The sequence below is a fragment of the Actinacidiphila acidipaludis genome (assembly GCF_019890725.1).
Taxonomy (GTDB): Bacteria; Actinomycetota; Actinomycetes; order Streptomycetales; family Streptomycetaceae; genus Actinacidiphila; species Actinacidiphila acidipaludis.
In genome coordinates this window covers 50,045-76,939 of record NZ_JAINZZ010000026.1, presented here as the reverse complement: position 1 = coordinate 76,939, position 26,895 = coordinate 50,045, and the positions used below count along the sequence as shown (strand labels likewise).

General features: G+C 73.7%; 21 protein-coding genes. 12 read left to right on the top strand and 9 right to left on the bottom strand.

Features of this window, described 5'->3' with window-relative positions; genetic code table 11:
* The first annotated feature begins 256 nt into the window (after positions 1-256).
* The 9 genes from K7862_RS20835 (at position 257) to K7862_RS20795 (ending at position 10,310) form a co-directional block, all read left to right on the top strand.
* Complete coding sequence (locus K7862_RS20835) at positions 257-1,465, top strand: hypothetical protein (RefSeq protein ID WP_222964704.1); 1,209 nt, start codon at positions 257-259, stop codon at positions 1,463-1,465.
* A complete protein-coding gene (locus tag K7862_RS20830) occupies positions 1,462-2,232 on the top strand; it encodes a WecB/TagA/CpsF family glycosyltransferase (protein WP_222964702.1) in 771 nt (256 codons plus the stop codon). The genes K7862_RS20835 and K7862_RS20830 overlap by 4 nt, the downstream gene beginning before the upstream one ends.
* Complete coding sequence (locus K7862_RS20825; protein ID WP_222964700.1) at positions 2,232-3,488, top strand: nucleotide sugar dehydrogenase; 1,257 nt, start codon at positions 2,232-2,234, stop codon at positions 3,486-3,488. The genes K7862_RS20830 and K7862_RS20825 overlap by 1 nt, the downstream gene beginning before the upstream one ends.
* Positions 3,489-3,490: 2 nt before the next feature.
* A complete protein-coding gene (gene wecB, locus K7862_RS20820; protein ID WP_222964698.1) occupies positions 3,491-4,639 on the top strand; it encodes a non-hydrolyzing UDP-N-acetylglucosamine 2-epimerase in 1,149 nt (382 codons plus the stop codon).
* Positions 4,640-4,731: 92 nt separating this feature from the next.
* The gene (locus K7862_RS20815) at positions 4,732-5,730 is read left to right on the top strand and encodes a YveK family protein (protein ID WP_222964696.1); all 999 of its coding nucleotides are present in this window, start codon (positions 4,732-4,734) and stop codon (positions 5,728-5,730) included.
* Positions 5,731-5,767: 37 nt separating this feature from the next.
* The gene (locus tag K7862_RS20810) at positions 5,768-7,504 is read left to right on the top strand and encodes an oligosaccharide flippase family protein (protein WP_262413523.1); all 1,737 of its coding nucleotides are present in this window, start codon (positions 5,768-5,770) and stop codon (positions 7,502-7,504) included.
* Between the two features lie 6 nt (positions 7,505-7,510).
* Positions 7,511-8,719: a hypothetical protein gene (locus K7862_RS20805; RefSeq protein ID WP_262413522.1), complete on the top strand. Its 1,209-nt coding sequence runs from the start codon at positions 7,511-7,513 to the stop codon at positions 8,717-8,719.
* Positions 8,716-9,546 carry a glycosyltransferase gene (locus tag K7862_RS20800; RefSeq protein ID WP_308012093.1) on the top strand — a complete coding sequence of 277 codons (831 nt, stop codon included), beginning with the start codon at positions 8,716-8,718 and terminating at the stop codon, positions 9,544-9,546. The genes K7862_RS20805 and K7862_RS20800 overlap by 4 nt, the downstream gene beginning before the upstream one ends.
* Before the next feature lie 71 nt (positions 9,547-9,617).
* The gene (locus K7862_RS20795; RefSeq protein WP_222964694.1) at positions 9,618-10,310 is read left to right on the top strand and encodes a class I SAM-dependent methyltransferase; all 693 of its coding nucleotides are present in this window, start codon (positions 9,618-9,620) and stop codon (positions 10,308-10,310) included.
* On the opposite strand, the gene K7862_RS20790 is transcribed toward K7862_RS20795, so the two are convergent.
* Both K7862_RS20790 and K7862_RS20785 read right to left on the bottom strand, forming a co-directional pair.
* Positions 10,243-11,220, bottom strand: coding sequence for a glycosyltransferase (locus K7862_RS20790; RefSeq protein ID WP_222964692.1), 978 nt, complete (start codon positions 11,218-11,220; stop codon positions 10,243-10,245). The genes K7862_RS20795 and K7862_RS20790 overlap by 68 nt on opposite strands.
* Positions 11,221-13,272, bottom strand: coding sequence for an O-antigen ligase family protein (locus tag K7862_RS20785; protein ID WP_222964690.1), 2,052 nt, complete (start codon positions 13,270-13,272; stop codon positions 11,221-11,223). It abuts the gene before it with no gap.
* A 107-nt stretch (positions 13,273-13,379) separates the two neighbouring features.
* On the opposite strand from K7862_RS20785, the gene K7862_RS20780 reads away from it, so the two are divergent.
* Positions 13,380-14,042: a hypothetical protein gene (locus K7862_RS20780; RefSeq protein ID WP_222964688.1), complete on the top strand. Its 663-nt coding sequence runs from the start codon at positions 13,380-13,382 to the stop codon at positions 14,040-14,042.
* 29 nt (positions 14,043-14,071) lie between these two features.
* Here the strand turns inward: K7862_RS20780 and K7862_RS20775 are convergent, their stop codons facing one another.
* From K7862_RS20775 to K7862_RS20745, 7 genes are all read right to left on the bottom strand, one after another.
* Entirely contained in the window at positions 14,072-15,118 is a 1,047-nt protein-coding gene (locus K7862_RS20775) for a glycosyltransferase family 2 protein (RefSeq protein WP_222964686.1), read from the bottom strand.
* 24 nt (positions 15,119-15,142) lie between these two features.
* Positions 15,143-18,490 (bottom strand): DUF4082 domain-containing protein, encoded by a 3,348-nt coding sequence (locus K7862_RS20770; RefSeq protein WP_222964684.1) that lies wholly within the window; start codon positions 18,488-18,490, stop codon positions 15,143-15,145.
* Positions 18,491-18,596: 106 nt separating this feature from the next.
* Entirely contained in the window at positions 18,597-19,712 is a 1,116-nt protein-coding gene (locus K7862_RS20765; protein WP_222964682.1) for a DegT/DnrJ/EryC1/StrS family aminotransferase, read from the bottom strand.
* Positions 19,709-20,638: a NeuD/PglB/VioB family sugar acetyltransferase gene (locus K7862_RS20760; RefSeq protein ID WP_308012092.1), complete on the bottom strand. Its 930-nt coding sequence runs from the start codon at positions 20,636-20,638 to the stop codon at positions 19,709-19,711. Before K7862_RS20760 ends, K7862_RS20765 begins: the two co-directional genes overlap by 4 nt.
* Entirely contained in the window at positions 20,635-21,849 is a 1,215-nt protein-coding gene (locus tag K7862_RS20755; protein WP_308012091.1) for a DegT/DnrJ/EryC1/StrS family aminotransferase, read from the bottom strand. The genes K7862_RS20760 and K7862_RS20755 overlap by 4 nt, the downstream gene beginning before the upstream one ends.
* A complete protein-coding gene (locus K7862_RS20750) occupies positions 21,846-22,862 on the bottom strand; it encodes an NAD-dependent epimerase/dehydratase family protein (RefSeq protein WP_222964680.1) in 1,017 nt (338 codons plus the stop codon). Before K7862_RS20750 ends, K7862_RS20755 begins: the two co-directional genes overlap by 4 nt.
* 139 nt (positions 22,863-23,001) lie before the next feature.
* Entirely contained in the window at positions 23,002-24,075 is a 1,074-nt protein-coding gene (locus tag K7862_RS20745) for a Gfo/Idh/MocA family protein (RefSeq protein ID WP_222964678.1), read from the bottom strand.
* Positions 24,076-24,436: 361 nt separating this feature from the next.
* Between K7862_RS20745 and K7862_RS20740 the strand changes: the two genes are divergently transcribed.
* Together K7862_RS20740 and K7862_RS20735 are read left to right on the top strand one after the other, a co-directional pair.
* Positions 24,437-25,420: a glycosyltransferase family 2 protein gene (locus K7862_RS20740; protein ID WP_222964676.1), complete on the top strand. Its 984-nt coding sequence runs from the start codon at positions 24,437-24,439 to the stop codon at positions 25,418-25,420.
* Positions 25,421-25,444: 24 nt separating this feature from the next.
* Positions 25,445-26,833 carry an MFS transporter gene (locus tag K7862_RS20735; RefSeq protein WP_222964674.1) on the top strand — a complete coding sequence of 463 codons (1,389 nt, stop codon included), beginning with the start codon at positions 25,445-25,447 and terminating at the stop codon, positions 26,831-26,833.
* Positions 26,834-26,895: the final 62 nt, after the last annotated feature.

Sequence of the window (26,895 nt, the reverse complement as noted above, 5' to 3'; positions counted from 1 at the left end):
GGGACGCGGCGAGGGGAACGCCGCGGAGCGCGGGGGCCGGAGCCGTACCCGCGTCCGGTTGCGGCCGGACCGCCGCGAGGCCGATCGGCAAGCGACCAGGGGGGCTGGTGTGCCGTGTCCGCAGTTCAGGGTGTGCCGACCGCACACCTTCGGGCCGCGTCCCGGCGCCCGGAACCGTGCGCCCGGCTGACCGGCCGGACGCACCGCGACGGGCGCGCCGAGTGCACGGCCTGCCCAAGATCATTGTGAGGGGACGATGACCACGACACGTCTCGCTGCGCTCGCCGGCGAGGATCCACCGCTCCACGCACTGGCCGAACGCCTGCTGTCCGTCGCCGAGACGGGCCTGCCGGCGATGTACCTGGCCGACCAGGACGTCTTCGTCTTCACCCGCGCCGCCCGCCCGGAGTCCGGCGGGCGCCCGGCGGGCGACGGCCGGCTCCTGGAGAACCGCGGCACCAGCCTGCGCTACTCCGCGATCACCGCCCTCGGCGCCCGGCTGCTCCCGGCGGACCGGCAGCGGGTGGTCCTGGGCGGTCACACCGCCGAGGAGTTCACGGGACTGCTCGTGCAGCGGCTGCCCGGTGTCACCAACCTCGGGGACGCCGCGCTCGTCGCCTGGGCCGCCGCAGAGACCGGGCATCCCAAGCTCGCCGACGCCCTCGGCCGGGTCGCCGCGCTCGACGCGGACGGCGGCCCCCGGTACACCGTCGAGGCCGCGTGGGTGCTCTCCGCGCTGGCCGCCGCGCGGTCCACCGCGGACGTCGAGGGGCCGCTCGCCGCGGCCCGCGACCGGCTGCTGCGCTCGCGCACCGGTGACAGCCCGCTCTTCCCGCACGCCACCGGCCCGGGGCTGGTGCCCTGGTACCGGGCGCACGTGAGCTGCTTCGCCGACCAGACCTACCCTTTGCAGGCGCTGGCCCGGCTGCACGCCTCCGGGGACGACCCCGAGGCGCTCGCCGCCGCCGACGCCTGCGGCACCCGCATCTGCGCGCTGCAGGGCGACGCCGGCCAGTGGTGGTGGCACTACGACGCCAGGACCGGCGGCGTCGTCGAGGGTTACCCCGTGTACAGCGTCCACCAGCACGCCATGGCGCCCACCGCGCTCTTCGACCTCATCGAGGCCGGCGGAAGCGACCACGGCGCCGCCGTCCGCCGGGGTCTGTCCTGGATGGCCGAGCCGCCCGAACTGGCCGACGCCGGCCGGGCCGAGCCGATGATCCTGGACGACGCGGGCGTCACCTGGCGCAAGGTCCACCGCGGCGACCCGGCCAAGGCGGTCCGCGCCGCGCGGGGCCTGGCCACCCGCCCGCTGCCCGGTGCCCGGCTCGGCGTCCTCGACCGCGTCTACCGCCCCGCGGCCGTCGACCGGGAGTGCCGTCCCTACGAGTTCGGCTGGATGCTGCACGCCTGGCTCGCGCCACGGCCGCCGGCTTCCCCGGCCGCGCCGGAGGCCCGCGGATGACCGCCCGCAGAAGCCTCTTCGGCGTCGCCGTCGACCCGCTGACCATGGACCAGACGGTGGAGCGGTGCCTGGACGCGGTGCGCGAGCGGCGCCCGCTTGAGGTCGGTGTCGTCAACGCCGCCAAGCTGGTCACCATGCGCCGCGACGCGCGGCTGCGCGAGGCGGTCGCCGGGTGCGACCTGGTGGTGGCCGACGGCCAGGCCGTGGTGTGGGCGGCGCGCGTCCTGCGCAGCCCGCTGCCCGAACGCGTAGCCGGCATCGACCTGTTCATGCGGCTGCTGGCCGCGGCGGAGGAGCGCGGCCACAGCGTGTACTTCCTGGGCGCCACCCAGGAGGTCCTGGACCTGATGAACCGTCAGGTCGCCGACCGCTTCCCGGGTCTGAAGGTCGCCGGGTCCCGCAACGGCTACTTCGCGGACGCCGAGCAGCCGGAGATCGCCGACGCCGTCCGGGAGAGCGGCGCCCAGTTGCTCTTCCTCGGCATGACGTCACCGAAGAAGGAGATCTTCACCGCCGCCTACGGCAGACGCACCGGCGTCCACGTCGTGCACGGCGTCGGCGGCTCCTTCGACATCCTGGCCGGCGTGACCCGCCGGGCACCCCTGGGCTGGCAGCGGCTGGGTCTGGAGTGGCTCTACCGCCTGCTGCAGGAACCGCGCAGGCTCGCCCGCCGCTACCTCACCACCAACGCGGCCTTCCTGGCGATGACGGCCCGCGAGCTCGTCCGCCGCACTCCCGCAGCCGGTTCCGCGAACAGGAGTTACTGATGCGTGTCGTCGTGGTTGGACAGGGATACGTCGGGCTGCCGCTGGCGATCCGCGCGGCCGAGGTCGGGCACGAGGTCATCGGGTACGACGTCGACGCCGGGCGGATCAAGAGCCTGGCCGCGGGCGTCTCCTTCGTCGAGGACGTCTCCTCCGAGCGGGTCGTCGCCGCGATGGACAACGGGACCTACCGCCCCAGCGACGCGGCCCGCGACTGCGGCGGCTTCGACGTCGCCGTGGTCACCGTGCCCACACCGCTGCACGAGGGCGTCCCCGACCTGCGCTACATCGAGGAGTCCGCGCGCACGCTGGCGCGGTTCCTGCGGCCCGGGGCGACCGTGGTGCTGGAGTCCACCACCTACCCCGGCACCACCCAGGAACTGTTCGCCCCGCTGCTGGAGGACGGTTCGGGCCTCACGGCCGGCGCCGACTTCCACCTCGGCTACAGCCCCGAACGCATCGATCCCGGCAACCCGGTGTGGGGCTTCCAGCAGACCCCCAAGGTCGTCTCGGGAGTCGACGCCGCGTCGTTGAAGGCCGTGCAGGACTTCTACGGCGGGCTGGTCGACACCACCGTGCCGGTCGGCTCCCCGAAGGAGGCGGAACTCGCCAAACTGCTGGAGAACACCTTCCGGCACGTCAACATCGCCCTGGTCAACGAGATCGCGATGTTCGCCCGGCACCTGGACATCGACGTCTGGCAGGCCATCGACGCGGCGGCCAGCAAGCCGTTCGGGTTCATGAAGTTCACCCCGGGTCCCGGCGTCGGCGGCCACTGCCTGCCCATCGACCCCTCGTACCTGTCGTGGCGGGTGCAGCGCGAACTCGGCCAGAGCTTCCGCTTCGTGGAACTGGCGAACGACATCAACGGCCACATGCCCGAGTACGTCACCCGCCGGATCATCGACGCCTTCAACCGGCGACGCCGCTCGGTCAACGGCTCGCGTGTGCTGCTGCTGGGCCTGGCCTACAAGAAGAACACCGGCGACGCGCGCGAGTCGCCGTCGCTGCGCATCTCGCAACTGCTGCTCGACATGGGCGCCAAGGTCCGGGCCGCCGACCCGCACGTGGTGGAGACCGCCGCCGTCGACCCGCGGCTGGTCCGGGTGGAACTCACCCGCAAGGAACTCGCCCACGCCGACGTGGTGGTGCTGCTGACCGACCACGACGCCTTCGACTACGCCCTGGTGACCGAGCACGCCGCGTTCGTGCTGGACTGCCGCAGACGGCTGTCCGGCCCGACGGTCGAGGTGCTGTGACCATGACCGGGACGAGTCAGGAGCGCCCGGTGCGGATCGTGTGCGTCGCGGGCGCCCGGCCCAACTACATGAAGATCAAACCGGTGATGGACGCGCTGGAGCGGCGCGGCGCCGAGGTCGTCCTCGTCCACACCGGCCAGCACTACGACGAGTCGATGAACGGCGTGTTCTTCACCGACCTCGGCATCCGGCCGCCCGACCGGTTCCTCGGCGTCGGGTCCGGCACCCACGCCGAGCAGACCGGCCGTGTCATGGCGGCGTTCGAGCCGCTGCTCGCCGAGATCGCCCCCGACGCGGTGGTGGTCGTCGGCGACATCAACTCCACGGTGGCCTGCGCCCTGGTGACGGCCAAGGCCGGCCCGCTGCTGGCCCACGTCGAGGCCGGACTGCGCAGCCGCGACTGGACCATGCCCGAGGAGGTGAACCGCGTCGTCACCGACCGGGTCAGCGACTACCTGCTGGCGCCGTCGCCGGACGCGGCCGGCAACCTCCGGGCCGAGGGCTACCGCGACGACCAGATCCACGTCGTGGGCAACGTCATGATCGACAGTCTGCTGGCCAACCTGGACCGGGCACGGGGGAGCGGCGTGCTGGACCGGCTCGGTCTGGCCCCCGGCGGCTACGGCCTGGTGACGCTGCACAGGCCCGCGAACGTCGACGACCCCGAAGTGCTCACCGGGCTGCTGAAGGCCCTCGGCGAGGTCGCCGCCCGCTGCCCGCTGGTGCTGCCCGTCCACCCGCGCGCGGCCGGCCGGCTCGCCGAACTCGGCGTACCGGACGGGGTGCGGCTGATCCCGCCGGCCGGCTATCTGGACTTCATCGCGCTCCAGGACTCCGCGAGGATCGTGCTCACCGACTCCGGCGGGGTGCAGGAGGAGACCACCGCGCTCGGCGTGCCGTGCGTGACCCTGCGGGACAACACCGAACGGCCGGTCACCGTCGAACAGGGCACCAACGTCCTCGCCGGCCGCGACCCGGAACGCATCGTCGCCACCGCGCACACCGTGCTCGACGACCCGCCCGCACCACGGCGGCCCGAGCTGTGGGACGGCCACGCCGGCGACCGCGTCGCGGACGTCCTGCTGGACGGTCTCGCGGCGCCCGCGAACGGGCGGCCGCGGCCCACCGACCTGCCGGCGCGTCCGCGGTGAACGGGCAGGTCCGGCAGGCCGAAACGGGCCTCGTCCGGGCATCGCACGCCATATGCTGATCACGCGTCACGGGGACGCGAGGGGGGTAGTGCATGGATCTCGCTGAGATCGTCCGCGTCATGCGCAGGCGCTGGTACGTCCTGGTACCCGGCGTACTGCTCACCGTGGCGCTCACGGTCGGCGCGTACCTGAAGGTGCCGGTGACCTACACGTCGCAGAGCACCGTCGTGCTGCTCAACTCCAAGAAGGCCACCGTGGCCTTCGACGGGAACCCGTACCTGAGCACGCAGATCGCCCTCAACGGCATGGCCGACAGCCTCGCCCGCAACCTCAACTCCGACGGCGCGGTCGCGCACCTGAAGAGCCAGGGGGCGACCTGCGCCACCGCCGCGAAGCTGGCCGACAACGCCATGGGGCCGCTGCTGTGGCTGACCGCGACCGGCACCGACAAGGCGGCCGTGCTGGCCACCGACAAGCTGCTCACCACCTACGCGGCCGAACGGCTCGACCAGTTCCAGACCGAGCAGTCCGTGACGCAAGCGGCGATGATCCGCATGGCCACGATCGTGCCGCCGCAGAACCCGGTCGCGCAGACCAAGACCCGGTACGAGTACCTGGCCCTGGCCGCGGTGCTGGGCCTGGTGATGAGCCTGGTGGCCACCTTCTACGTCGAGGCCCGGTTCAGGAGACCCGGGCCGCGGCAGGCCGGCGCCGCCGCCGGCCTTGGGGCGGACCGCACCCCTGCCGGGGAGCCCGACGTCCCCCGTGACCGGGCGGAGCAGCCGCCCGCGGCACAGCCCGGCCCGGCCCGGCAGGCGGCCGTGGAACCGCCGTCGGAACGGTCCGGGCGGTCGTCCGCCGTCCCCGCCGCCCGCAAGGCCCCGAGCTGGTCCGTGCCCTCCGGGGGACTGGACCGCGACGCGCTGGAGGTCGGCGCCCTGGAGCCCGACCCCACGGCGCCCCCGTCCGTCTCCGGTTCCCCGGGCGCCCCGCAGGCGGCACCGGAGACGTCCGGGCCGGCCGACGCGGCGGGATACGACGGGATGTCCGGCGGCGACGCGGCCGGCACCGACGCCCACCGGTTCGTCTGACCGCCCGCCGCGACGCGCAGGGCTGAGGAGCCGTCACATGCACAGGGCGCGCGCCACCGACGACCCGGCGGGCGGGGCCACCGGCCCCGGCCCGGCCGCACCGCGCCCGGTGCGCCGGGTCCCGTCCTGGGCGCTCCAGGACGACGAGGCCATCACCCGGGTCACCGGGATCCCGGCTCCCGCCGCCGCCCCGACCGCGCCGGACCGCTCGCCCATGGCGGCGGCAGCGGTGACGGGCCCGGCAGGAACCGCCGTGCCCGACGCGGCCGCCGCGTCCGGAACGGCGGGCCCCGAGACGGCCGCCGTCCCGGCGCAGAGCGGGCCCCCGGCCCACGCGGCCCCCTCGCTGGGCCGCAAGGTCCGCTCGGCCGCCCGCTGGAGCCTGATCAACACCGTCGTGATGCGGCTGGGCAACTTCGCCACCGGCATCGCGCTGGCCCGCTTCGCCCTCGGCCCCGCCGCCTGGGGCGTCTACGGCATCGCCCAGACCGTGCTGCTGGTCCTGCTCGCCGCCAACGAACTCGGCGTGGGCCTGGCGATCATCCGCTGGGACGGCGACGCGCGCCGTTTCGCGCCCACCGTGCTGACCCTGAGCACCGCCTCCAGCGGCCTGATGTACGCGGCCCTGTTCCTCGCCGCCCCGGCCGTGGCCCACGCGGTCGGCTCACCCGACGCCGCCGGGGTGCTGCGGGTGATGTGCCTGTGCGTGGTGCTCGACGGCATCGCCCAGGTGCCGGCCGGCTTCCTCACCCGCGAGTTCGCGCAGGGCCGGCGGATGGTCATCGACGCCGCCAACTTCGTCATCAGCACCGCGGTCACCCTGGTGCTGGCGTTCGGCGGCATGGGCGCGATGAGCTTCGCCTGGGGCTCCGTCGCCGGCAACACCGCCGCGCTGACCGGCTTCTGCCTCGCCGCGCCCGGCACGCTGCGCTTCGGCTGGGACCCCCGGCAGGCGCGCGCACTGCTGCGCTTCGGCCTGCCGCTCGCGGGCGCCAGCCTGCTCGCGCTGTGCGTGGTCAACCTGGACACCCTGGTCGTCGGCTCCACGCTCGGCAAGGTGTCCCTCGGCTTCTACGTCCTGGCGTTCAACATCTCCGGCTGGCCGGTGCGGATCATCTCCGAGGCCGCCCGCCGGGTGTCGTTCGCGGGCTTCTCCCGCCTGGCGGGCTCACCGCAGGGCCTCGCCCACGGATTCGGGCGGGCCCTGGCGGTCCTGGTCACCGGGACCGTCCCGCTGTGCGTCCTGCTCGGCGTCCTGGCCGCCCCCGTGGTGGACCTGGTCTACGGCAGCACCTGGGTCCCCGCGGCCCGCGCGCTGCCCTGGCTGATGGCGCTCGGCCTGATCCGCATCGGCTGCGAACTCGCCTACGACTGCCTGGTGGCGGTCGGCCGGCGCCGCGCGCTGATCGGGGTGCAGGCCCTGTGGCTGGCAGCCCTCCTGCCCGTACTCATCGCGGCCGCACATCTGCACGGCATCGTCGGGGTGGCCCAGGGCCATGTCCTGGTGGCCGGCGGAATCGTTGTCCCGGTGTTCCTGCTCGCCCTGAGCCGAGCCGGCATCAGCGCCCGCTGGGTCGCCAGGGCGTGCTCCTGGCCGTTCCTGGGCGGCGCCGCGATGGCCGCCACCGTCCTGCTCCTCGAATGGAGGTTCGGCGACAGCCGGCCCGCGCTCGCCGTCACCGGCGTGCTCGCCCTGGCCGTGTACACGCTCTGTGTGCTGCCCAGCCGTCACTTCCTGCGCGGCAACGCGCCCACCGACACCCTCATGAGGTAAGCCGTCATGTCCGCACCGCATCCGGAGGACCCGGCCACGGGCCCCACAGATCCCGACCGGTCTTCCCGGCCGGCCCAGCCGTCCCGGCCGTCCCACCTCCGCCGCCGCGGCGCCCTCGCGGCGGTCGCCGCCGCGGCCGTCCTGGCCGCCGTGCTGTCCGTGACCCTCGCGACCCGGTCCGGCGCCGGGGACTCGACCGGCGGACGCTGCCCCGTCCAGGCCCTGTCCTGCTCGCCCGGCCAGTCCGACCCCGCCGACTCCACCGCCCCGGCGACGCCGTCGGCCGGCGCGGGTGACGGCGCCCGCACCGCGGGCATGGAGCGCACGACCCCGGCGCGGCACGACGCCCCCGGGCAGGACCCGGCCGCGAGCGGCACCGCCGCGCCGCCCGGACACTGCGCGAGCTTCACCGCGTGCGGCTTCCCCGACGCGCACAGCACCGGCCCGCGGCTGTCCATGAGCCCCCACCGCACCGGGGCGATGTCCATCCACCAGGACGGCCAGGTCATCCGCCGCTGGGACATCACCGGCTCGCTCGACGTCTACGCCAACGACGTCACCGTCATCGACAGCCGGATCACCTCCGACAACTGGTGGGGCATCAACCTGCGTTCGGGCTACAAGGGCCTGCGCATCCTGCACACGGCCATCACCGCCGTGCCCGGCAAGGGCCCCGACAACGGCGGAGTGGACTACGCGGTGTCCAACATGGGCACCAGCTCGATCGAGATCGGCTGGTGCGACGTGTCGGTCTTCGGCGACGCCCTGTCGATGGGCCAGGGCGACATCCACGACAACTACGTCCACGACGTCACGCCGTTCCGCAACCTCGGCGGCGAGTGGCAGCACACCAACGCCGTGATCAGCGACGGTGGCGGCAGCGGCGGGCTGGTCATCCGGCACAACACGCTGCTCAACCCCACGCCGGTCGACCAGGGCGCCTCCGGCAGCGTCGGCCTGTTCGCCGACACCGGCCCCGTCGTCAACGTCACGGTCGAGGACAACTGGCTGGCCGGCGGCGCCTACGCGCTGTACGGCGGCGGCCAGGGGGCCAACGGCATCAAGGTCACCGGCAACATCTTCTCCACCCAGTACCACCCGGGTTCCGGCGGCTACGGCCCCGTCGCCGCATGGAACGCGGGCGGTTCCGGCAACGTCTGGAGTGACAACCACATGTCCGACGGAAGACCGGTCACCCCGGGGACGACCTCGTGACGGCCGCGGAGGTCCGCCCGTCCCGCGGCCCGCTGCGCACCGCGGCGCGGCTGCCCTGGACCGTGCTGAAGGGCGCGTTCGGCTGGATCGTGCTGTTCGAGCTGCGCAACAAGGTGCTGCTCCTGCGCTCGGGCGTGCGGCTGCGCCGGCTGGCCAACGCCGAGATCGCCCGGATCGCGGCGACCCTCCCCGAACTGCCCGAGCCTCTGGTGGTCACGGCGATCCCCACCTACCGCCGTCCCGAGGCGCTGCTGAACGCCGTCCGGTCCGCCCTCGCGCAGACCGTCCAGGACCAGCTCGTGGTCGTGGTCGACGACGGCTCGGACTCGCTGCCGCTGGACCGGCTGCCCGACGATCCGCGGCTGATCGCGGTCGCCATGCACCGCAACTCCGGCGACTGCGGCGTCGTGCGGAACGTGGCGATGCGGCTCACCCGGTCGCGGTACGTCGCGTTCCTCGACGACGACAACGTCTGGAAGCCCGACCATCTGGCCACCGCCCTGGAGGCGCTGGAGGCCCCCGGGGGACCGGACGCCGTGTACACCGCGGTGCGCCGCGTGCTGCCCGACGGCACCGAGCACGACGTGCTCTCGGTGCCCTGGGACCGCCGGCGCAACTCCCGGGAGGCGTTCGTCGACATCAACGCGTTCGTCGCGCGGCGCACCCCGGCGATGCGCTTCAGCTGGCTGTACCGCGCCAAGGGCGTACTGCCGCGCGAGGACTGGGAGTTCGTCCGCCGCTACTCACGCGGCCGGCGCATCCGCCACATCCCGCACGTCACCGTCGAGTACCTGGTCAACCCGACCAGCTTCTACACCCAGTGGTAGGCCCGGCCACCGCTGTCCCGTCCGTCCGGGCCCGGCCGCTCCGGGCGCCCCGAACCCCAGGTGGTTGACCGATGTCTCACACCCGCGCACTGCGCAACCGTTTCGTCGACGCCGAGGGATCGCTCGGCGAACGCCTGAGAACCGCCCGCTGGGAGCGTTTCCGGCGGCTGTTCCCCGGCATCGAGGGGATGACCGTGGTCGACCTCGGCGGGACGGCCGACATGTGGCTGCGCGCGCCGCTGCGCGCCCGGCACGTCCACCTGATCAACCTGGAGCCGCACCCCGCCGACCTGCCGGACTGGATCACCGCCGAGAACGCCGACGTCACCGATCCGGAGGTGGCCGCGAAACTCGGCTCCTACGACCTGGTGTTCTCCAACTCCACCATCGAGCACGTGGGCGGCTACAGCCAGCGCCGCCGGTTCGTCGCGGCCGTGGAGCAACTCGCCCCGCTGCACTGGATCCAGACGCCCTACCGGTACTTCCCGGTCGAGCCGCACTTCGTCGCGCCGGGCTTCCAGTTCCTGCCGCTGGCCGCCCGGGCGCGGCTGGTGCGCCACTGGCCGCTGACGCACAGCCGGCCGGGCAGCGCCGAGGAGGGCATGGCCGCGGTGATCAACATCGAACTGCTCACCCGCACCGAGATGCGGCACCTCTTCCCCCACTCGACGCTGCTCAGCGAGCGGGTCCTCGGGGTCACGAAGTCGCTGACAGCGGTGCGCGCGGAGCGGGCCCCGGAGCCTGCCGCAGCTTCCGCGGACTGACCAGGGCGGCCACCGCCGCCCGGCTCGGCGCCCGGCCCAGTGCCGCCCGCGAGGACTCGCGCAGCAGCACCGCCGCCCAGAAGGCGGCCGTGGCCAGGGGGCCGTGCCGGCGGCGGTGCAGTCGCACCCGGTTCAGGGTCAGCAGCGTCCACAGGAACGGCGAGACACGGGAGTCGCCGCCCAGGTGCACCGCGGCGGCCCCCGGCTGGAGCTGGGTGACGAAGCCCGCGTCGCGGGCACGCAGGCAGTACTCGGTCTCCTCCGAGTACAGGAAGAACGACTCGTCCCAGTCGCCGCAGGCCTCCAGACAGCTCCCGGACAGCGCCATCAGCGCGCCGGTCGCCCAGTCCGCCCGGGTCTGCCCGGTGTACGCGGCGGGATCGGTGACCAGTTCGCTCAGGCGCGGGAAACGGCCCGCACGGGTGTTGCCGATGACGGCCTCCCCGAACGCCCGGCTGACGCTGGGCTCGCGGCGCAGCGACCGCACCACCGAGCCGTCCCCCTCGTGGAGCACCGGAACGCTGATGCCCACCCGGGTGCCGTCGGGCAGCGGCGCGTCCAGCGCCTCGACGAGGAGCCGCGCGCAGCCCTCGCGCATCCGGATGTCGGGGTTGCACACCATCGCCGCCCGGAGGCGGCCCTCCCCGGCCACGGCGGCGTGCAGCGCGGCGTTCACCCCCGCGGCGTAGCCGGCGTTGCGGCCGGTCTGCACCACGGTGGCGTCCGGCGCGAGGGTCCGGACGATCTCCACCGTGTCGTCGGCGGAGTCGTTGTCGGCGACGACCAGCCGCCAGTCCAGGCCCTCCATCGCCGTGGGCAGCGAGGTGAGGAAGTCCGGGAGCACCGCGGCGCTGTTCCAGGTGACGACGAGGACGGCGACCGGCCCCTCGGTCTTCGGGGTCAGGGACATTCAGGACTCCACGAGTTGGGGTGGACTGGCCGGCGCCGGGCCCGCGGGGGCGCCGGCGGACGCGGGGACGTCGGGGGACGCGGCACCGGGGCCCGCCGCCCCGGCGGCGGCGTCGCGCCGCAGGAAGCCGAGATAACTGCCGCCCGCGCCGAGCGTCACGAAGAACATCCCGGCGAACATCGGGAACATCAGCGCGTCGAACGTCGCGCTGATCACCAGGGCCACCGCCGCCGAGGCGAAGAACGCCTGCCCGAGCTCGCGGTCGGACTCGGTCCGGGCCAGCCGGCGGATCGCCCCGCCGTGGTGGACGCCGGTCAGGAACAGCGTGGCCAGGGCCAGCAGGCCGAGCAGCCCCATCTCGGCGAGCGTCAGCATGTACTGGTTGTCGGTGAAGAAGTACAGATCGGGCGTGAACGTGCCGAAGCCCCGCCCGAACAGGGGGTGTTCCCGCAGGTAGGGCACGATCGCCGAGTACTTGACGGTGCGCGCCTGCGTGCTGCTGTCGGAGTTCGACAGGAACGTCGAGAACAGCGTGAGGATCGTGCCGATCAGGCCCGGGATGATCACCTTCAGGGCGCCCACCGAGACCAGCAGCACCCCGATCGCCCCCCAGCGCCGCTGCGGCTTCCACCGCGGGATCATCACCAGGATCACGATCAGCGCCCCGATGATCGACGTGCGGGACACGGTCAGCGGCAGCGCGCCGCCCATCAGCAGCACCGGACCCCAGCGGCGCACCACGCCCGCGTGCCGCCGCACCGGGTCGAACGCCTGCTGCACCGAGAACGGCACCAGGATCGCCAGCATTCCGGCGAACTCCAGCGACTGCGCCGTCGTCGACCGGGGCCGGACGAACGAGCCCCGGTCGAGGGTGCGGACACCGGCCACGCTGGACTGCAGCCCGGGGATGTGGATCGAGTCCGCGATGTTCGTCGCCGTGAAGAAGTCGTAGTAGCCGATCGCGGCCACGATGCTGCCCATCACCACCAGGCGCCGCATCAGGGTGTCCAGCCGCTCGCGTTCGTGGATCCCGGCGGTCGTCAGCACCACCAGGGACACCCACACCAGCAGCCCGATCAGACCGCGGTCCGCGGCCAGCACCTCCTCGTGCGAGGAGTCGCGCGCGCCGTCGGCGATGTACGCCATGAGCACGGCCGCCGCCAGCAGGCACATGACCAGCCGGGGGCCGCGCGTGCCGGGGGCCGGTGTGACCCGGCCGGTCAGCCAGGACGCCACGTACCACAGCAGCCCGAGCAGGGCGAAGACGTTCGCCGGGGTCCCCACGCCGCCGAGCGCCGGCAGGTCGAGGTTGGAGGGGATGAAGAACGCCAGGGCCAGGTAACCGGTCAGCAGGGTGGTGGCGTCCAGCGGCCGCCGCAGCGGCCCCGGGCGGCGCGCCCGGTGCGGACGCCTCACCGCGGGAGGTGCCAGGCCCTTGCGGCGGCGCCGCGCCAGGACCGTGCTCTCCAGGGCGAAGGACAGGAAGAAGCCGCTCGCCGTCCCGGCGATCACCACCGCCGCGACGAGCTGGTAGCGGCTCTTGAGCTTGGTGACCGGCTCCTGTGGCAGCACGATCGGGGTGGCGCTGACGTAGTACTGCGGTGCGATCTTGTCGGCGGCCTGCAGGGCGCGCAGCTGCTCGCCCGCGAAGCTGGTCAGCGTCGTGGTCTCGGCGAGCACCCGCGTCCGGTCGGTCCCGGTGACCGCCAGCGACAGCAGCGGCCCCGAGGCGTTGGGGGCGAAGCCCACCGTGTAGCGGTCGGTGACACCGAGCTGGTGCAGGTCGTGCCCGGCGTCGCTGGACTGCAGGGTCCGGATCAGCACGTCCGCCGTCACCACCAGCGAACCCCCGGCGTTGGCGATGGGGTTGCCGTAGGCGGGGGCGGGGCGGGCCGCGGCCCGGGAGTCCAGCAGCGACACCGAACTCTGCGATTCGTAGGACACCGGCACCGCGACGTAGAGGTAACCGCCCGCCAGCAGGCCGATCAGCGTCAGCGGCACCATCACGTACCAGCGGCGGCCGAGCACGCCGAGGATCTCACCGAGGGTCACGCGGTCCTCCCCGGGCGCGCCGTCCGTCCCCTTCCGGGCGAAGTGCCCGATCCGGTGGCAGCGCGCCGTCCGTCCTGCCAGTATCGGTCCCGGCAGGAGGAGGCCGAGTGTCCCCGGAAGAACTGATCCGTGCGCTGGTGCGCCGCTGGTACGTCCTGCTGCTCGCCCTCGCGGTGACCGCGGCCGGCGCCTATCACGAACTCAAACCCCCTCGGGTGTACCGCAGTTCGGCCGTGGTGGTGCTCAAACCGCCGGTGACGGACAACCAGCCGAACCAGTTCGCCAATCTGCAACCGCCGCTCGCGCTGGTCTCGCACGCCGTCGTCGACCAGCTGCTGTCCCCGGCCGGCACGGCCGAGCTGCGCAAGGACGGCGTGACCGGCGTGTACCGGCTGCTGCCGCGCAACAGCGGCACGAGCGTCACTCCGGCCTACGTGATCCCGTCGCTGCAGGTCCAGGCCGACCAGCCCGACCCCGCACGGGCCGACACCACCGTGCGCGAGCTCGTCGCCGCGTACACCCGGCACATCACGCAACTGCAGGACGCCCAGAACGTCGCCCCCGCCTCGCGGATGAGCGTCGACGTCCTGGTCCCGCCCAACTCGGTGCTGGTGACCGGAACCAAGAGCCGCGCGCTGGCCGGCGTGGCCCTCGCCGGACTCCTCGGCGGCACGCTGTGCGCGCTGTGGACCGACCGCCGGCTGCGCCGCGCCGGCCGCCGCCGCGAGCCGGCCGCCGCCCCCGCCCTGGCGGTGCCCGCACCGCGCTGACGCGCGGCGCGCGCTCACCTGCCCGGGCATCAGATGCCCCGGCGCTTCCACGACCGCCACCACAGCCACTCCCGGCCGCGCTCGGCCACCGCCGACAGGATCAGCGGCTGCAGGTAGGGCATCGTCCGGGCGCCGATCCGGCGGCGCAGCCGCAGGCCGCGGTACTCCGGCAGCCGCTCGGCCGACGGGTCGCAGTCACGGGCGAACTCCACGAGCTCGTCCACCGGCACCCGGTCGGTGCGCCCGCGGTCGTAGGCCCGGCAGGCCCGGCGCAGGGCCGCGCGGGCCAGCTTGGTGTGCACGGTCGCGGACAGCCGCTCGGCGTCCGGGAGCTGGTCCGCGCACTTGGCCAGCACCGCCTCGTAGGCGGCCCTGCGCTGCCGCAGGTCGTCGAGCTGGCCGCCGAAGTCCGTCGTCGACATGTTCGCCCCGTGGACCCGGTAGTACGCCTGGTCGGCGCCGCGCACGTACCCGACGTCGGCGTGCGCGGCCAGCCGCATCCACATCTCGATGTCCCCGGCGTGCGGCAGCGCCGGGTCGTAGCCGCCGACCTTGCGCTGGAGCTCGGTGCGCACCACCACCTCGGGGGAGGTGATGCAGCCGGTGCCCTCACGGAACCGGCGTTCCAGCCACCACCGGCCCGGGTACACGGCGGTACCCGTGCCGGTGGTGCGGGCGGCGGGCAGCGGCCCGCCGTGCTCGAAGCGCAGCGGCCGGCCGTAGCAGAACCCCACCCCGGGGTGGGCGTCCAGCAGCGCCGCCGCCCGCACGAGCGCGCCCGGCACCAGCCGGTCGTCGGCGGACAGCAGCACCACGTAGTCGCCGTCGGCCCACTCCAGCAGGCCCTCGTTGTAGGTGGCGATGTGCCCCTTGTTCTGTTCGTGGACACGCACCTCGATCCTCGGGTCGGAGGCCGCCAGCGCACGGGCGGCCTCCGCCGAGTCGTCGGGTGACGCGTCGTCGATGATCAGCACCCGGACGTGGAGCCCCTCCTGTTCGTCCAGCACACTGCTGACGCAGTCGGCCAGGAAGTGGCCGTACCGGTAGCAGGGGATCACGACGCTGACGCTGCTCATCGATGGTGTGCCTGTTCTCCTGGACTACTTGGTTTCCGTGGTGGTGCCGTCCATCGGCGCCGGCGGGAGGGTGGTGCTGAAGATCGGCGCCACCCAGTAGTTGGCCGACCCGTAACTGCTGTTCGGGAACGCGGTGTCGGTCCCGTAGCGGTACAGGCCGTTCTGGTTGCCCGCGATGTCGGCGGTGGCCGTCAGCGGGTAGGCCTGGTGGGCGCCGGCGAAGTAGCCGCCGTCCACCGCGTAGTTGCCGTTGGGCGCGTGGTACGAGACGACGTACGACGTGCCCGCGGTGATCGCGACCGGATGGGCGAAGCTGAGCAGTTGCCAGCCCGACGCCGTCTCGCTGGAGAACGTCCCCGTCGCGAGCTGCGTGCCGTCCGAGGACCACAGGCTGCCGGTGTGCGTGCCGGTGTTGCCGGTGCCCTTGTAGAAGGTCACGCCGGTGACGTAACCGCTGACCGCCGAGGTGAACCGGGCGCCCAGCTCGACCGAGTTCCCGTCACCGGTGACGTCGGTGGTCGCCGGTGTGGCCGACGTCGGCCACAGGGTGCACGGGCAGGTGACGGCCGGCGGGCTGGCGCTCGTGGTGAACGACCAGGTCACCGGGTCCGTCATGTGGTTGCCCCACAGGTCGTCGGCCTGCACGGACGCGGTGTACATGGTGTTGAGGGCCAGTTCCGTGGACGGCGTGAAGGTGAGGCTGTTCGCCGCGCCGTACGTCTTGGTGCCCGGAACGGTCGCCCCGCCGGAGTCCTTGAGGCTGAACACCACGGTGTCCGCGTCGACCGGCTCGCTGAAGTTCACCGTCACCGGGGTGGTGATGGAGACGTTCACCGACGAGGAGGTCGGCGAGGTGCTGGACACCGCGGGCGGCACGGTGCTGGCCGACGAGGTGTCGAGGACCGCGTCCACCCAGTAGTTGGTGCCGCTCGACTCCGAGGTCGGGAACCCGCCCGAGGAGCCGTAGTGGTAGACGCCGTCGGCGCCGTCGGTGCCGACCTTCAGCGCGGTCAGCGGAGCGAGCCCGGCCGCGCTGCTGGTGAAGTAGTTCGCGTCGTACGAGTAACCGCCGTTCGGCGCGAAGTAGGAGGCGATGTAGGTGGTGTTGGCCTTCACCGGCACCGGGCTGGAGAAGTTCATCTGCTGCCAGCCGGAGGCGGTCTCGTTGGTGAACGTGCCGGTCGCCAGGCGCTGGCCGGAGGCGCTCCACAGGCTGCCGGTGTGCGTCCCGGTGTTGTAGGGCGCCTTGTAGAACCGGATGCCGGTGACCGAACCCGCCACGCTGGTGCGGATCTTCACACCGAGCTCGACGGCGCCGCCGTCACCGCTGTTCACCACGTTGGGCACGCTGGTCGCCGGCCACACCGAGCACGGGCACTGCTGCGGGCCCACGGTGAGCGGGACGGTCGCCACCGGCCCGGTGTTCACGCTGTCGTCCACCGCGCGCACCTTGATCTGCGGGGTGCCGGTGGACGTCGGCGTCCAGGAGTAACTCCACGACGTGAGGCCGGTGGTGGCGTTCCACGTCGTACCGCCGTCGGTGGAGACCTCGACGCGCGCGACCACGCCGCCCGCGTCGCTCGCGGTACCGGTGATGGTGACCGGCCGCAGGGCCGGGACCGTGCTGCCGATCGCCGGGCTGGTGATCGTCACCACGGGACCCGCGGTGTCGGTGGAGGCGGTCGCCGCCACCAGGCCGCTCTGCAGGGTCTTCGGCTGGATGCCCATGTCGGCGATGACGTTCACCGTCGCCTGCTGCATCCGCTTGTCCTCGGTGACCACGGAGTCGTTGGGGTCGCTGGTCGGCACGTTGGTCAGGCCCCAGGACCACTGGACGGTTCCGGCGCCGAACACCAGGGCGTGCGAGGTCGGGTCGCGGAACTCGACGAGGTTGTGGGTCGCGGTCCCGTTGCCGTACGTGTTGCCGTAGTCCAGGCGGTACTTGCCGTCGGTGATGTCGACGGTGGTCGACGACAGGTCGATCTGGCCCGGTGGCCGGGTGGTGCTGTTGGCGATGTCGCTGTCCCACTCGTAGCCGAGCGTGCCGGTGGGGAACGTCGCGGTCTGCGTCGGTGTCAGCGACGCCACCGTGGTGTTCCGCCACATCCGCAGCTTCGCGTAGGCGCCGGGCACCGTGATCGCGTCACTGCGGTAGCCGTTCACCGTGAACAGCGAACCGGTCAGCACGTTCTGCGGCTGGTAGGTGTCGCCCTTCGCGGCGCCGCCCGGGTCGAGGAAGGCGCCCGTCCAGGTACTCGTCGGATCGGGGATGCCGTCCACCGCGGCGAGTTCGAGCTTGGTCTCCTTGTAGCAGATCAGGGTCCGCCCGGAGGTGCTGGTGCCGTCGATGCTCGGCCCGAACCGGGTCTTCCACGACACCTCGTTGCCGCTGAAGAACGTCTCGTTCACCCCGGCCTTGCGGGCGTTGAGGGCGTTGGTGAACTGGTCCTGCGTCCAGTACTCGTCGTGGCCGGACGACATGAACATCTTGTGGTTGAGCAGGTCCGCCGGCCGGGTCGAGACGTCCAGGCCCGACAGGTAGCTGACGTCGTAGCCGTTGCGCTCCAGCCAGTAGAGCATCTCGAACTCGGAGCCGTAGACGCCGTTGTCGCCGCCGATGTCCAGCGGACGGTTGTAACTGACCTGGTAGGCGCGGCCGTCGGGCGCCGGGCCGTCGCCGTCGTAGAGGTTGCGGCCGCCCCACTTGTTGTACGCCTGCCACGTCTCGTCGTCGGTCTGCACGACGATGTCGGAGTGGCTGGCGTCGCTGCGGATCACGAACGGGTACGGCATCACGCCGTTGCCGTCGGTCTGGTCGAAGTTGGCGATGTACAGGCCGGAGACCGCGTCGCTGGGGATGGTCCAGCTCGCGGTGACCGGCCAGCTGCCGCAGTCGATCAGCCCGGCGGAGTTGTTGGCGCACTGCAGCGGCTTGCCCTGGGGGTCGCCGTCGACGACGGTGTTGTCCGGCGGGCTGCCGGGCGTGCCGTCGCGGGTGAAGTTCGCCGGGTAGGTCACCGCGGCCTGCGCGGCGGTCGACATCTCCCGGGCGCCGTCACCACCGTAGTAGCCGAGGCGGTAGATCTCGACGTGGTAGGGGATCGGCGACTGCACCTTGAACTGCACGGTGTCGCCCGCCTGGTAGCTCACCTGGTTGGTGAACCCCTGCACGTTTCCGTAGGCGTTGGGTGCGAACCAGTCCTCCATCGGGGAGCCCTGTTTGGAGTTCTCGCACACGATCGGGTTGGAGCCGGTCCCGCAGGGGTCGGCGGCGTGCGCCCCCGAGGACACGGCCAGCGGCAGCACGGCCGACACCACGGCCGCGACCACGGCGCACAGTACTCCGCGGAAGAGTCTGCTCTTTCTGTACATCGGTACCTCTCAGGTGGTGCAAGGGCCCGGCTCGGCGAGCGGGGTGGGTGAAGCGGTGGTGCGTGAGCGGTGGCCGGCCGTCCGCCGGCCGGCGCCGGAGGACGGGTCAGCCCAGGGCGCCGGCCAGCGCCTCCACGACGCGCTGCTGCTGGTCGGCGGTGATCTGCGGGTAGAGCGGAAGGGACAGGATCCGCCCGGCGGCCTCCTCGGCACGCGGGAAGTCCCCTGCCCGGTGGCCGAGATGGGCGAACGCGGGCGTGAGGTGCACCGGCGCGGGATAGTGCACGCCCGCCCCGATGCCCCCGGCGTTCAGGGCGGCGACGACCTGGTCGCGGTCGGTGCCGGTCACCTGGATCACATAGAGGTGCCACACATGGGCGTTGCCGGGCACGGTCTCCGGGAGCACCATCCGGCCGGCCTCCGCCAGCGGCGCCAGCAGTTCGGTGTAGCGGGCCGCCGCGGCCCGCCGGGCCCGGTTGCCGTCGGCCAGCCGGGCCAGCTTGGCCCGCAGCACCACCGCCTGCAGCCCGTCCAGCCGGCTGTTGAACCCGGCGACGTCGTGGCGGTACTTCTCGGTGCCGCCGTGGTTGGCGATGGCGCGCACCAGCTCGGCGCGGCGCGGGTCGTCGGTCAGTACCGCGCCGGCGTCCCCGTAGGCGCCCAGGTTCTTGCCCGGGTAGAAGCTCGTCGCGGCGATGCCGCCGGACCCGGGGGAGCGGCCGTCGCGAGTCGCCCCCTGCGCCTGTGCGGCGTCCTCCACCACCGGGACGTGCTCCGGCAGCGCGGCGGCGAGCTTCGGCACGTCCGCGCACTGCCCGTACAGGTGCACCGGCACGACCGCCCGGGTGGCCGGGCCCACCGCGTCCAGCGCCGCCTGTCCGTCCATCAGGTAAGAGCCGGGCAGGCAGTCCACCAGCACCGGCCGCGCGCCCGTGCGGGCGACCGCGCCCGCGGTGGCGATGAAGGTGTTCGCGGGCAGCACGACCTCGCTGCCCGGGCCGACGCCGCAGGCCCGCAGCGCCAGCTCCAGCGCGTCGGTGCCGTTGGCCACGCCCACGCAGTGGCGGACGCCCACGAACTCGGCGTACTCGCGCTCGAAGGCCCGCACCTCGTCGCCGCCGACGAACGCGGTGGCGGCCAGCACCCGGTCGAATCCGGCGCGCACCTCGTCGGCGACCTCGGCGTGAGCCGCGGCGAGGTCCACCAGCGGTATCCGGTTCATGTGGCAGGACTCCCCATCCGTAGCGCCGGCCCGCGGCCGGCGGCGTCCTCGTCGTGGTCACCCGGGCGGACCCGGTCCTCACCCGCGGAGCCGTCCGGTCCCCCCGGGGCGGCTCCTCGGCCGTGCGCGGACGCGGGGGCGTTCCCCGCCCGCCCGTCCGGTCCCCGCCCGCCGCCGGCCGCCGGACCGCCGTCCCCGGCCATCGCGCCGAGCCGAGCCGCTGCGTCGAGCCGGCCCAGTTCGGCCCGTTCGGGCGCCCCGGCCGCGCGCAGGCGCCGGGCCGGACTGCCGGCCCAGACCTCGCCGGGCGGCACGTCGCCCAGCACCACGCTCCCCATCCCGACCAGGGACCAGGCGCCGACGGTGCCGGACTCCCGCACCAGCGCGCCCGATCCGAGGTAGGCGCCGCGCCCCACCCGCACTCCGCCGGCCAGCCGGACGCCCGCGGCCAGCGTCGCGAAGTCGGCCACCTCGTCGTCGTGGGTCAGCACGGTGTGCGGCATCACCGCGACATGGGCGCCGAGCCGTACCGCCGCGGTCAGCACGACCTGTGCGAGCAGCACCGACCCCGGGCCGACCACGCTGGAACCCGACACCGAGGCGCTGGGGTGCACCAGAGTGGCCCAGCGCTCGGAGGGCAGGTCCAGCCGCCGGGCGAGCCGCGCCCGCCCGGCGTGGTTGCGCGGACTGCCGACGCACAACAGCACCTGGGCGTCGCGGAGTTCGTGCACCAGATCGCATCCGCCGAGCACCGGCACGCCGTCGACGGTGCTGCCGTGCAGCGCCGGGTCGTCGTCCAGGTGGCCGAGCAGCCGCCAGCGGTGCCCCCCGGCGGCGTTGACGTCCGCGACCGCCTGGGCGGTCTCCCGGGCGAAACCGCCGGCGCCGGCGATCAGCAGGTCCCGCGGACCCGCCGGCCCGCTCACCGCTTCGCCTGCTCGCGCAGCACCGCCACCACCCGGTCCTGCTGTTCCGCGGTCATCGTGTGGAACAGCGGCAGGATCAGCGAGTCGCGGCTGATCCGCTCGGTGACCGGCAGCGGGGCGTGCGGGTGGTCCCGGTACGCCGGTTCCAGGTGCGCGGCCATGATGCCCCGGCGCGCGGAGATCCCGGCGTCGGCCAGCGCGGCGAGCAGCCCGTCCCGGTCCACGGGGAAGCCGTGCTCGGGCAGCACCCAGTACGACTGGAAGTTGCCCTGCCCGTACGCCGGATCGCGGACCGGACGCAGCCCGGGCACGTCCTGAAGCAGGTCGTCGTAGCGCGCGGCCAGCTCCCGCCGCCGCGCCACCATCGCGTCCAGCTTGCCCAGTTGCACCAGCCCGACGGCCGCCTGGATGTCCGTCATCCGGTAGTTGAATCCGACCTCGAGGTAACTCTCCAGCACCGGCGTGCTGCTGGCGTGCCGCTCGGCGGCGGAGGCGTTCATGCCGTGCTCGCGCAGTCGCCGCAGCCGCCGCGCCCATTGCTCGTCGTCGGTGGTGACCATCCCGCCCTCGCCGGTGGTGACGAGCTTGCGCGGATGGAAGGACCAGGCGGCGAGCAGCGCGCCCGCGCCCACCGAACGCCCCCGCACGGTCGAGCCGATGGCGCACGCGGCGTCCTCGACCAGAGCCGCGCCCCAGGTGGCGCAGGCGTCGCGCAAGGCCGCCACGTCGGCGGGCACTCCGCCCTGGTGGACGGCGACGACCGCCTTCGTCGCCGGGGTGCGCACCGCGTCGACGGTGGCGACCGTGACGTTGCCGGTGGCCTCCTCGACGTCCGCGAAGACCGGCCGCGCGCCCACGTAGCGCACCGCGTTGGCGGTCGCGATGAAGGACAGCGACGGCACGACGACCTCGTCGCCGGGGCCGACGTCCAGCGCCACCAGCGCCAGATGGAGAGCCGTCGTGCACGAACTGACCGCGACCGCGTGCGCCGCGCCGACCCGCTCGGCGAACGCCGCCTCGAACGCCGCCACCCGCGGGCCCTGTGCGACCCAGCCGGAGGCCACCGCCTCGGCGGCCGCCCGGGCCTCCTCCTCGCCGAGCCACGGCAGCATCACCGGCACCCGGGGGAGTTCCGGCCGCGCCTCCGCCGCCTCCCGGGACCCCGGTCCGTCCTCCGCCGGGGCCCGGGTCCCGGCCGGGGAGGCGCTCACCGTGCGGCTCCGCCGGCCACCGGCGCCGCGTCGGTCCGGCCGGCCGCCGCGGCGCGTTCGGCGCGCCACCACTCCACCAGGTCCCGCAGGCCGCTCCGCAGGTCGATACGGGCGCTGAATCCGAGCCGCTGGGCGGCCGAGGAGGTGTCCGCGAGCCGCCGCGTCACCCCGTTCACGGCGCGGGCCGGGCCGTGCTCCGGCACCATGCCCTCCGCGCCCATCGCCTCCAGCAGGCCCGTCGCCAGGTCCTTGAGGCTGGTCTCGGTGCCGCTGGCGACGTTGAACACCTCGTCCGTCAGGCCGGATTCGGCCGCGAGCAGGTTGGCGCGGGCGATGTCCCGCACGTCCACGAAGTCCATCGTCTGGGCGCCGTCGCCCAGGATGAGCGGCGGCTGCCCGGACTCGATCCGCTCCATCCAGCGGATCAGCACCTCGGTGTACAGACCGTGGATGTCCATCCGGGGCCCGTAGACGTTGAAGTAGCGCAGGGCCACGTAGTCCAGGCCGTACATCGCGTGGAAGCTGCGTAGCATCCCCTCGTTGAACGCCTTGGCCGCGCCGTAGAACGTGTCGTTGTTGTACGGGTGGTGGCGCTCGGTGGTGGGGAACTGCTCGGCCAGCCCGTACACCGAGGCCGACGAGGACGCGACGACCTTGGAGACCCCCGCCGCCGCGGCCGCCTCCAGGACGTTGAACGTGCCGTCCACCATGACCTCGTTGGCCAGCCGCGGCTCCTCCGCGCACTGCGTGATGCGGATCGCCGCCAGGTGGAACACCAGGTCGGCGCCCTCGGTCACCTTGGCCACGGTGGCCGCGTCGCGGATGTCGCCCTCCACGACGTCCACCACACCCGTGCCCAGCGCCTGCGCCAGGTTCGCCCGGCGCCCGCGGACGAAGTTGTCCAGCACCACGACCTCGCGTGCGCCGCCCGCCGCCAGCAGGTCGACCACATGCGAGCCGATCGTGCCCGCCCCGCCGGTCACCAGGATCTTCTTGCCTCGTACCGTGCTCAACTTCCCCCCACGGAGAACGTCGTGTGGATGACCGGCCGCCGGAACCGGTCGCGGTGTTGCCCGGCGTCACCGCGTCCCCGCGGACCGGCCGCCACCATCGCCGTCGCTGGTGGCGGCCGGTGCCGCATGGCCGCGGCCGTCAGTGGCCGGCGCGCAGGCCGACCACCGCGCCGCGGAACTCCAGGCTCCGCGACGCCGCTTCGAGGATGTCCAGCACCCGCAGGCCGGCCCGCCCGTCGGTCAGTGGCGCCCGGCCCTCCGTGATGGCGGCCGCGAACTCGTCGACCATCGCCCGCAGCGCCTCCCGCTCCTTGAGCGCGGGGGCGACCATGTCGCCCGAGCGGTAGGAGACGAGCATCTCGCGCCGCTCGCTGTGCCCGATCTCCTGCGGGGCCGCCAGGTCCACGCCCCGGTCGAAGACCGCCAGGCGCTGGGCCGGGTTCATGTCGTCCCACACCAGGGTGCGCTTGGCCCCGCCCACCATGGTCGTGCGGACCTTGGTGGGGGACAGCCAGTTGACGTGGACGTGCGCGATCGCGCCGGTGTTGAGCTGCAGCGTCAGATACGCCACGCACGCCCGGCCGGCGCCGATCGGGTCCGCGCCGTGCGCGGCCACCGCGACCGGCTCGACGTTCTCCGGCAGGATGAAGTCCAGGATCGACAGGTCGTGCGGGGCGAGGTCCCACATCACGTCGATGTCCTTCTGCACCAGCCCGAGGTTGATCCGGACCGAGTCCACGAAGTGGATCTCGCCGAGCTCGCCGGACCGCACCATCTCCCGGATGCTGCTCACCGCCGGGGTGTAGCAGTAGGTGTGATCGCACATCAGGACCTGACCGCGGTCCGCGGCCTCGGCGACCAGCCGGGCGCCGTCCGCGTACGTCGCGGCGAGCGGTTTCTCCACCAGCACGTGCTTGCCGGCGCGGACCGCGGCCAGCGCCACCTCGAGATGGGTGCCGGCCGGGGTGGCCACGGCCACCGCGTCGACCTCCGGATCGGCGAGCACGGCGGCGTAGTCCGCCGTCGCCTCCACGGTGGAGTACTCGCCCAGGACCCGCCGGGCCCGGTCCACGTCCAGGTCGCACAGCCAGCGGAGCCGGAAGTTCGGGCTGGCCTGGAAGTTGCGGACGAGGTTGGGTCCCCAGTAGCCCGCCCCCACGACGGCCACCCCGAGGGGATGGCCGGCTCTGCTGTCCAGGGTGCTGTCCGTCATGGTGTGCGTCTCCCCTTCGTACACGTCGGCTGGCTTTCCCGCACCCCGCGGAAGACGGTCGCCGCATGTCGCCCAGGACAGACCTGTGCAAGAGTCATTGGCTTCCCCCCACCCCGGTGTTCCGCGCACACTCCACCCGGCCTCCGGCGTCCCCACGCCGTCGTACCGGTGAAGTCCGTCAAGCTGTGTGTGCTGGCCTCGCGCTCGCTCACGTCCCCGTGCGGACCGCAACCGGCGTGCCGGAGGCCGCGCCTCCGCTCACCGGTTCCGCGACGCCCAATCTAGAGCACACGCACACGCCGGGGGGAGAAATGGACGAAACAGGAGGCAACGCGACCGATTCCGGTTGCATACTCACCCCGTGACGAGCATCGTGATCCCGGCCCACAACGAGGAACGCGTCATCGGCCGCCTCCTCGACGCCCTGTCAGCCGGGTCCGGCCTCGACATCGTGGTGGTGTGCAACGGCTGCACCGACGGCACCGCCCGCGCGGCCGCCGCCCGCCCCGGTGTACGGGTCGTGGAGATCCCGACGCCCTCCAAGCACCTGGCGCTGCGCACCGGGGACGCGCACGCCGTGGGCTTCCCCCGGCTGTACGTGGACGCCGACGTGGTGATCGGATCCGCCGACGTGCGCGTCCTGGCCGGCGCGGTCGGCGACGGCCCCGGCGAGGTCCTGGCCGCGGCACCCGGCCGGGACCTGCCGCTGGCCGGCTGCGCCTGGCCGGTGCGCGCCTACTACCGGATCTGGCAGCGGCTGCCCGCCGTCCGCGACGGGCTGTTCGGGCGGGGCGTGATCGCGCTGTCCGAGGAGGGCCACGCCCGCATCGCGAGCCTGCCGCCGCTGATGGCCGACGACCTCGCCGCGTCCCTCGCCTTCGCCCCGCACGAACGGCGGGTGGTCGACGGGGCCCGGGTCACCGTGCTGCCGCCGCGCACCTGGGCGGACCTGATACGCCGCCGGGTGCGCGCCGGCACCTCGACGGCCCAACTGGAGCAGCATCAGGCGCAGTCGGCCGCGGCGCCAGCCGGCCGGGCGACCGCGGCAGCGGAATCCGGCCGGGCGCCGGCACCGGGTGGGGACCCGGCGCCGGAGGCACCCGGATCAGGCCGCCCGGCGCCGTCACCGGGCGCGGGTGGGTCACACCAACCACCGCAGCCACCCCCGTCCGCCCGGACCAGCCCGGCCGACCTGCGCCTCCTGCTGCGCAGGGAGCCCTGGCTGCTGCCGCACCTCGTGGTCTTCCTCGGCGTCGCGCTCGTCGCCCGCAGGAAGTCCGAACGAGCCGTGCGGCAGGGGGACTTCGGCACCTGGCTGCGGGACGAGAGCAGCCGCCGGGACTGATCCCGGGAGCGAGGGGGGACACACATGTATCTCGCCGACCGCGCCGCACCGGCGCGCGAGGAGAGCGGGGCCGGCGGCCGACGGGGACGCGCGCCGGCGATTCCGGCCGTGGTGCTCGCGCTCGGGGCGGTCAGCCTCGTCACGGACGTCTCCTCGGAGATGGTCACCGCCGTCCTGCCGCTGTACCTGGTCGCCGGACTCGGCCTCAGCCCGCTCGGCTTCGGCACGCTCGACGGCGTCTACAACGGGGTCAGCGCCCTGGTGCAGCTCACCGGCGGCCACCTCGCCGACCGGGTGCGCAACCACAAGCTGGTGGCCGGCATCGGCTACGGCCTGTCCGCGGTGTGCAAGCCGCTGCTGCTGGTCGCGCACAGCCTCGGGCCGCTCGGCGCGGTCCTGGCCCTGGAACGCACCGGCAAGGGGCTGCGCACCTCGCCGCGCGACGCGCTCATCTCGCTGTCGACGCCACCCGAACACCGCGGCCGGGCGTTCGGCGTGCACCGCGCCATGGACACCACGGGCGCCGTGCTCGGACCGTTCACGGCCTTCCTCATCCTGCGCGCCGCCACCGACGGCTACGACGCGGTGTTCGGCGTGAGCGCCTGCGTGGCGGTGCTCGGCGTGCTGATCCTCGTACTGTTCGTGCCGGGCGACGGCCGGACGCCGGTCGGGCGGGACGGGACGCCGGGAGAGCGGCCGGTCGCGCGACGGCCGGGCGACGAAGCGGTGGCGGGGGAGCGGACCGCCCTCGATGCCGCCGCCGGCGGGACCCGCGGCGGCACGGACGTGACCGAGGGCGACCGACCCGCCGGCCCACCGGCCGTGGACCTGCGCACGGCGCTCGCGCTGCTCCGGCTGCCACGCCTGCGCGCCCTCGCGGCCTGCGCCGTGCTGCTGGGCCTGACCACGGTGAGCGACGCGTTCGTCTACCTCCTCCTGCAGCGCCGCGCGGGCATCGGCGAGCAGTACTTCCCGCTCCTCCCGCTCGGGACGGCGGCGGTGTTCCTGCTGCTCGCCGTGCCCTTCGGCGTGCTCGCCGACCGGATCGGCCGCCGCGTGGTGTTCCTCGCCGGGCACGCCGGCCTGCTCGCCGCCTACGGCCTGCTGCTCTGGGCGCCGTCGGCGGCGGCGCTGCCCTTCCTGGTCCTCGGCCTGCACGGCGTGTTCTACGCGTCGACCGACGGCGTGCTGCCGGCCGCCGTCGCCGATGTGGTGCCCGAGCGGCTGCGCGGCAGCGGGCTGGCCCTCGTCGGCACCGGTCAGGCCCTGGCACGCTTCTGCTGCTCCCTGGCGTTCGGCGCCGCCTGGACGGTGTGGGGCGACGTCCCCGCGCTGCTCGGCTCGGCCGTCGGCCTGACGCTGTGCGCGGCCGTCGCCGGCGCCGTCCTGCGCCCCTCGCCGGCGGCCCGGTGAGCCGGGCGGCGACCGCCACGAACCCGGTCCGCGCCGCCGCGGACCGCGCACCCCGACCCGTC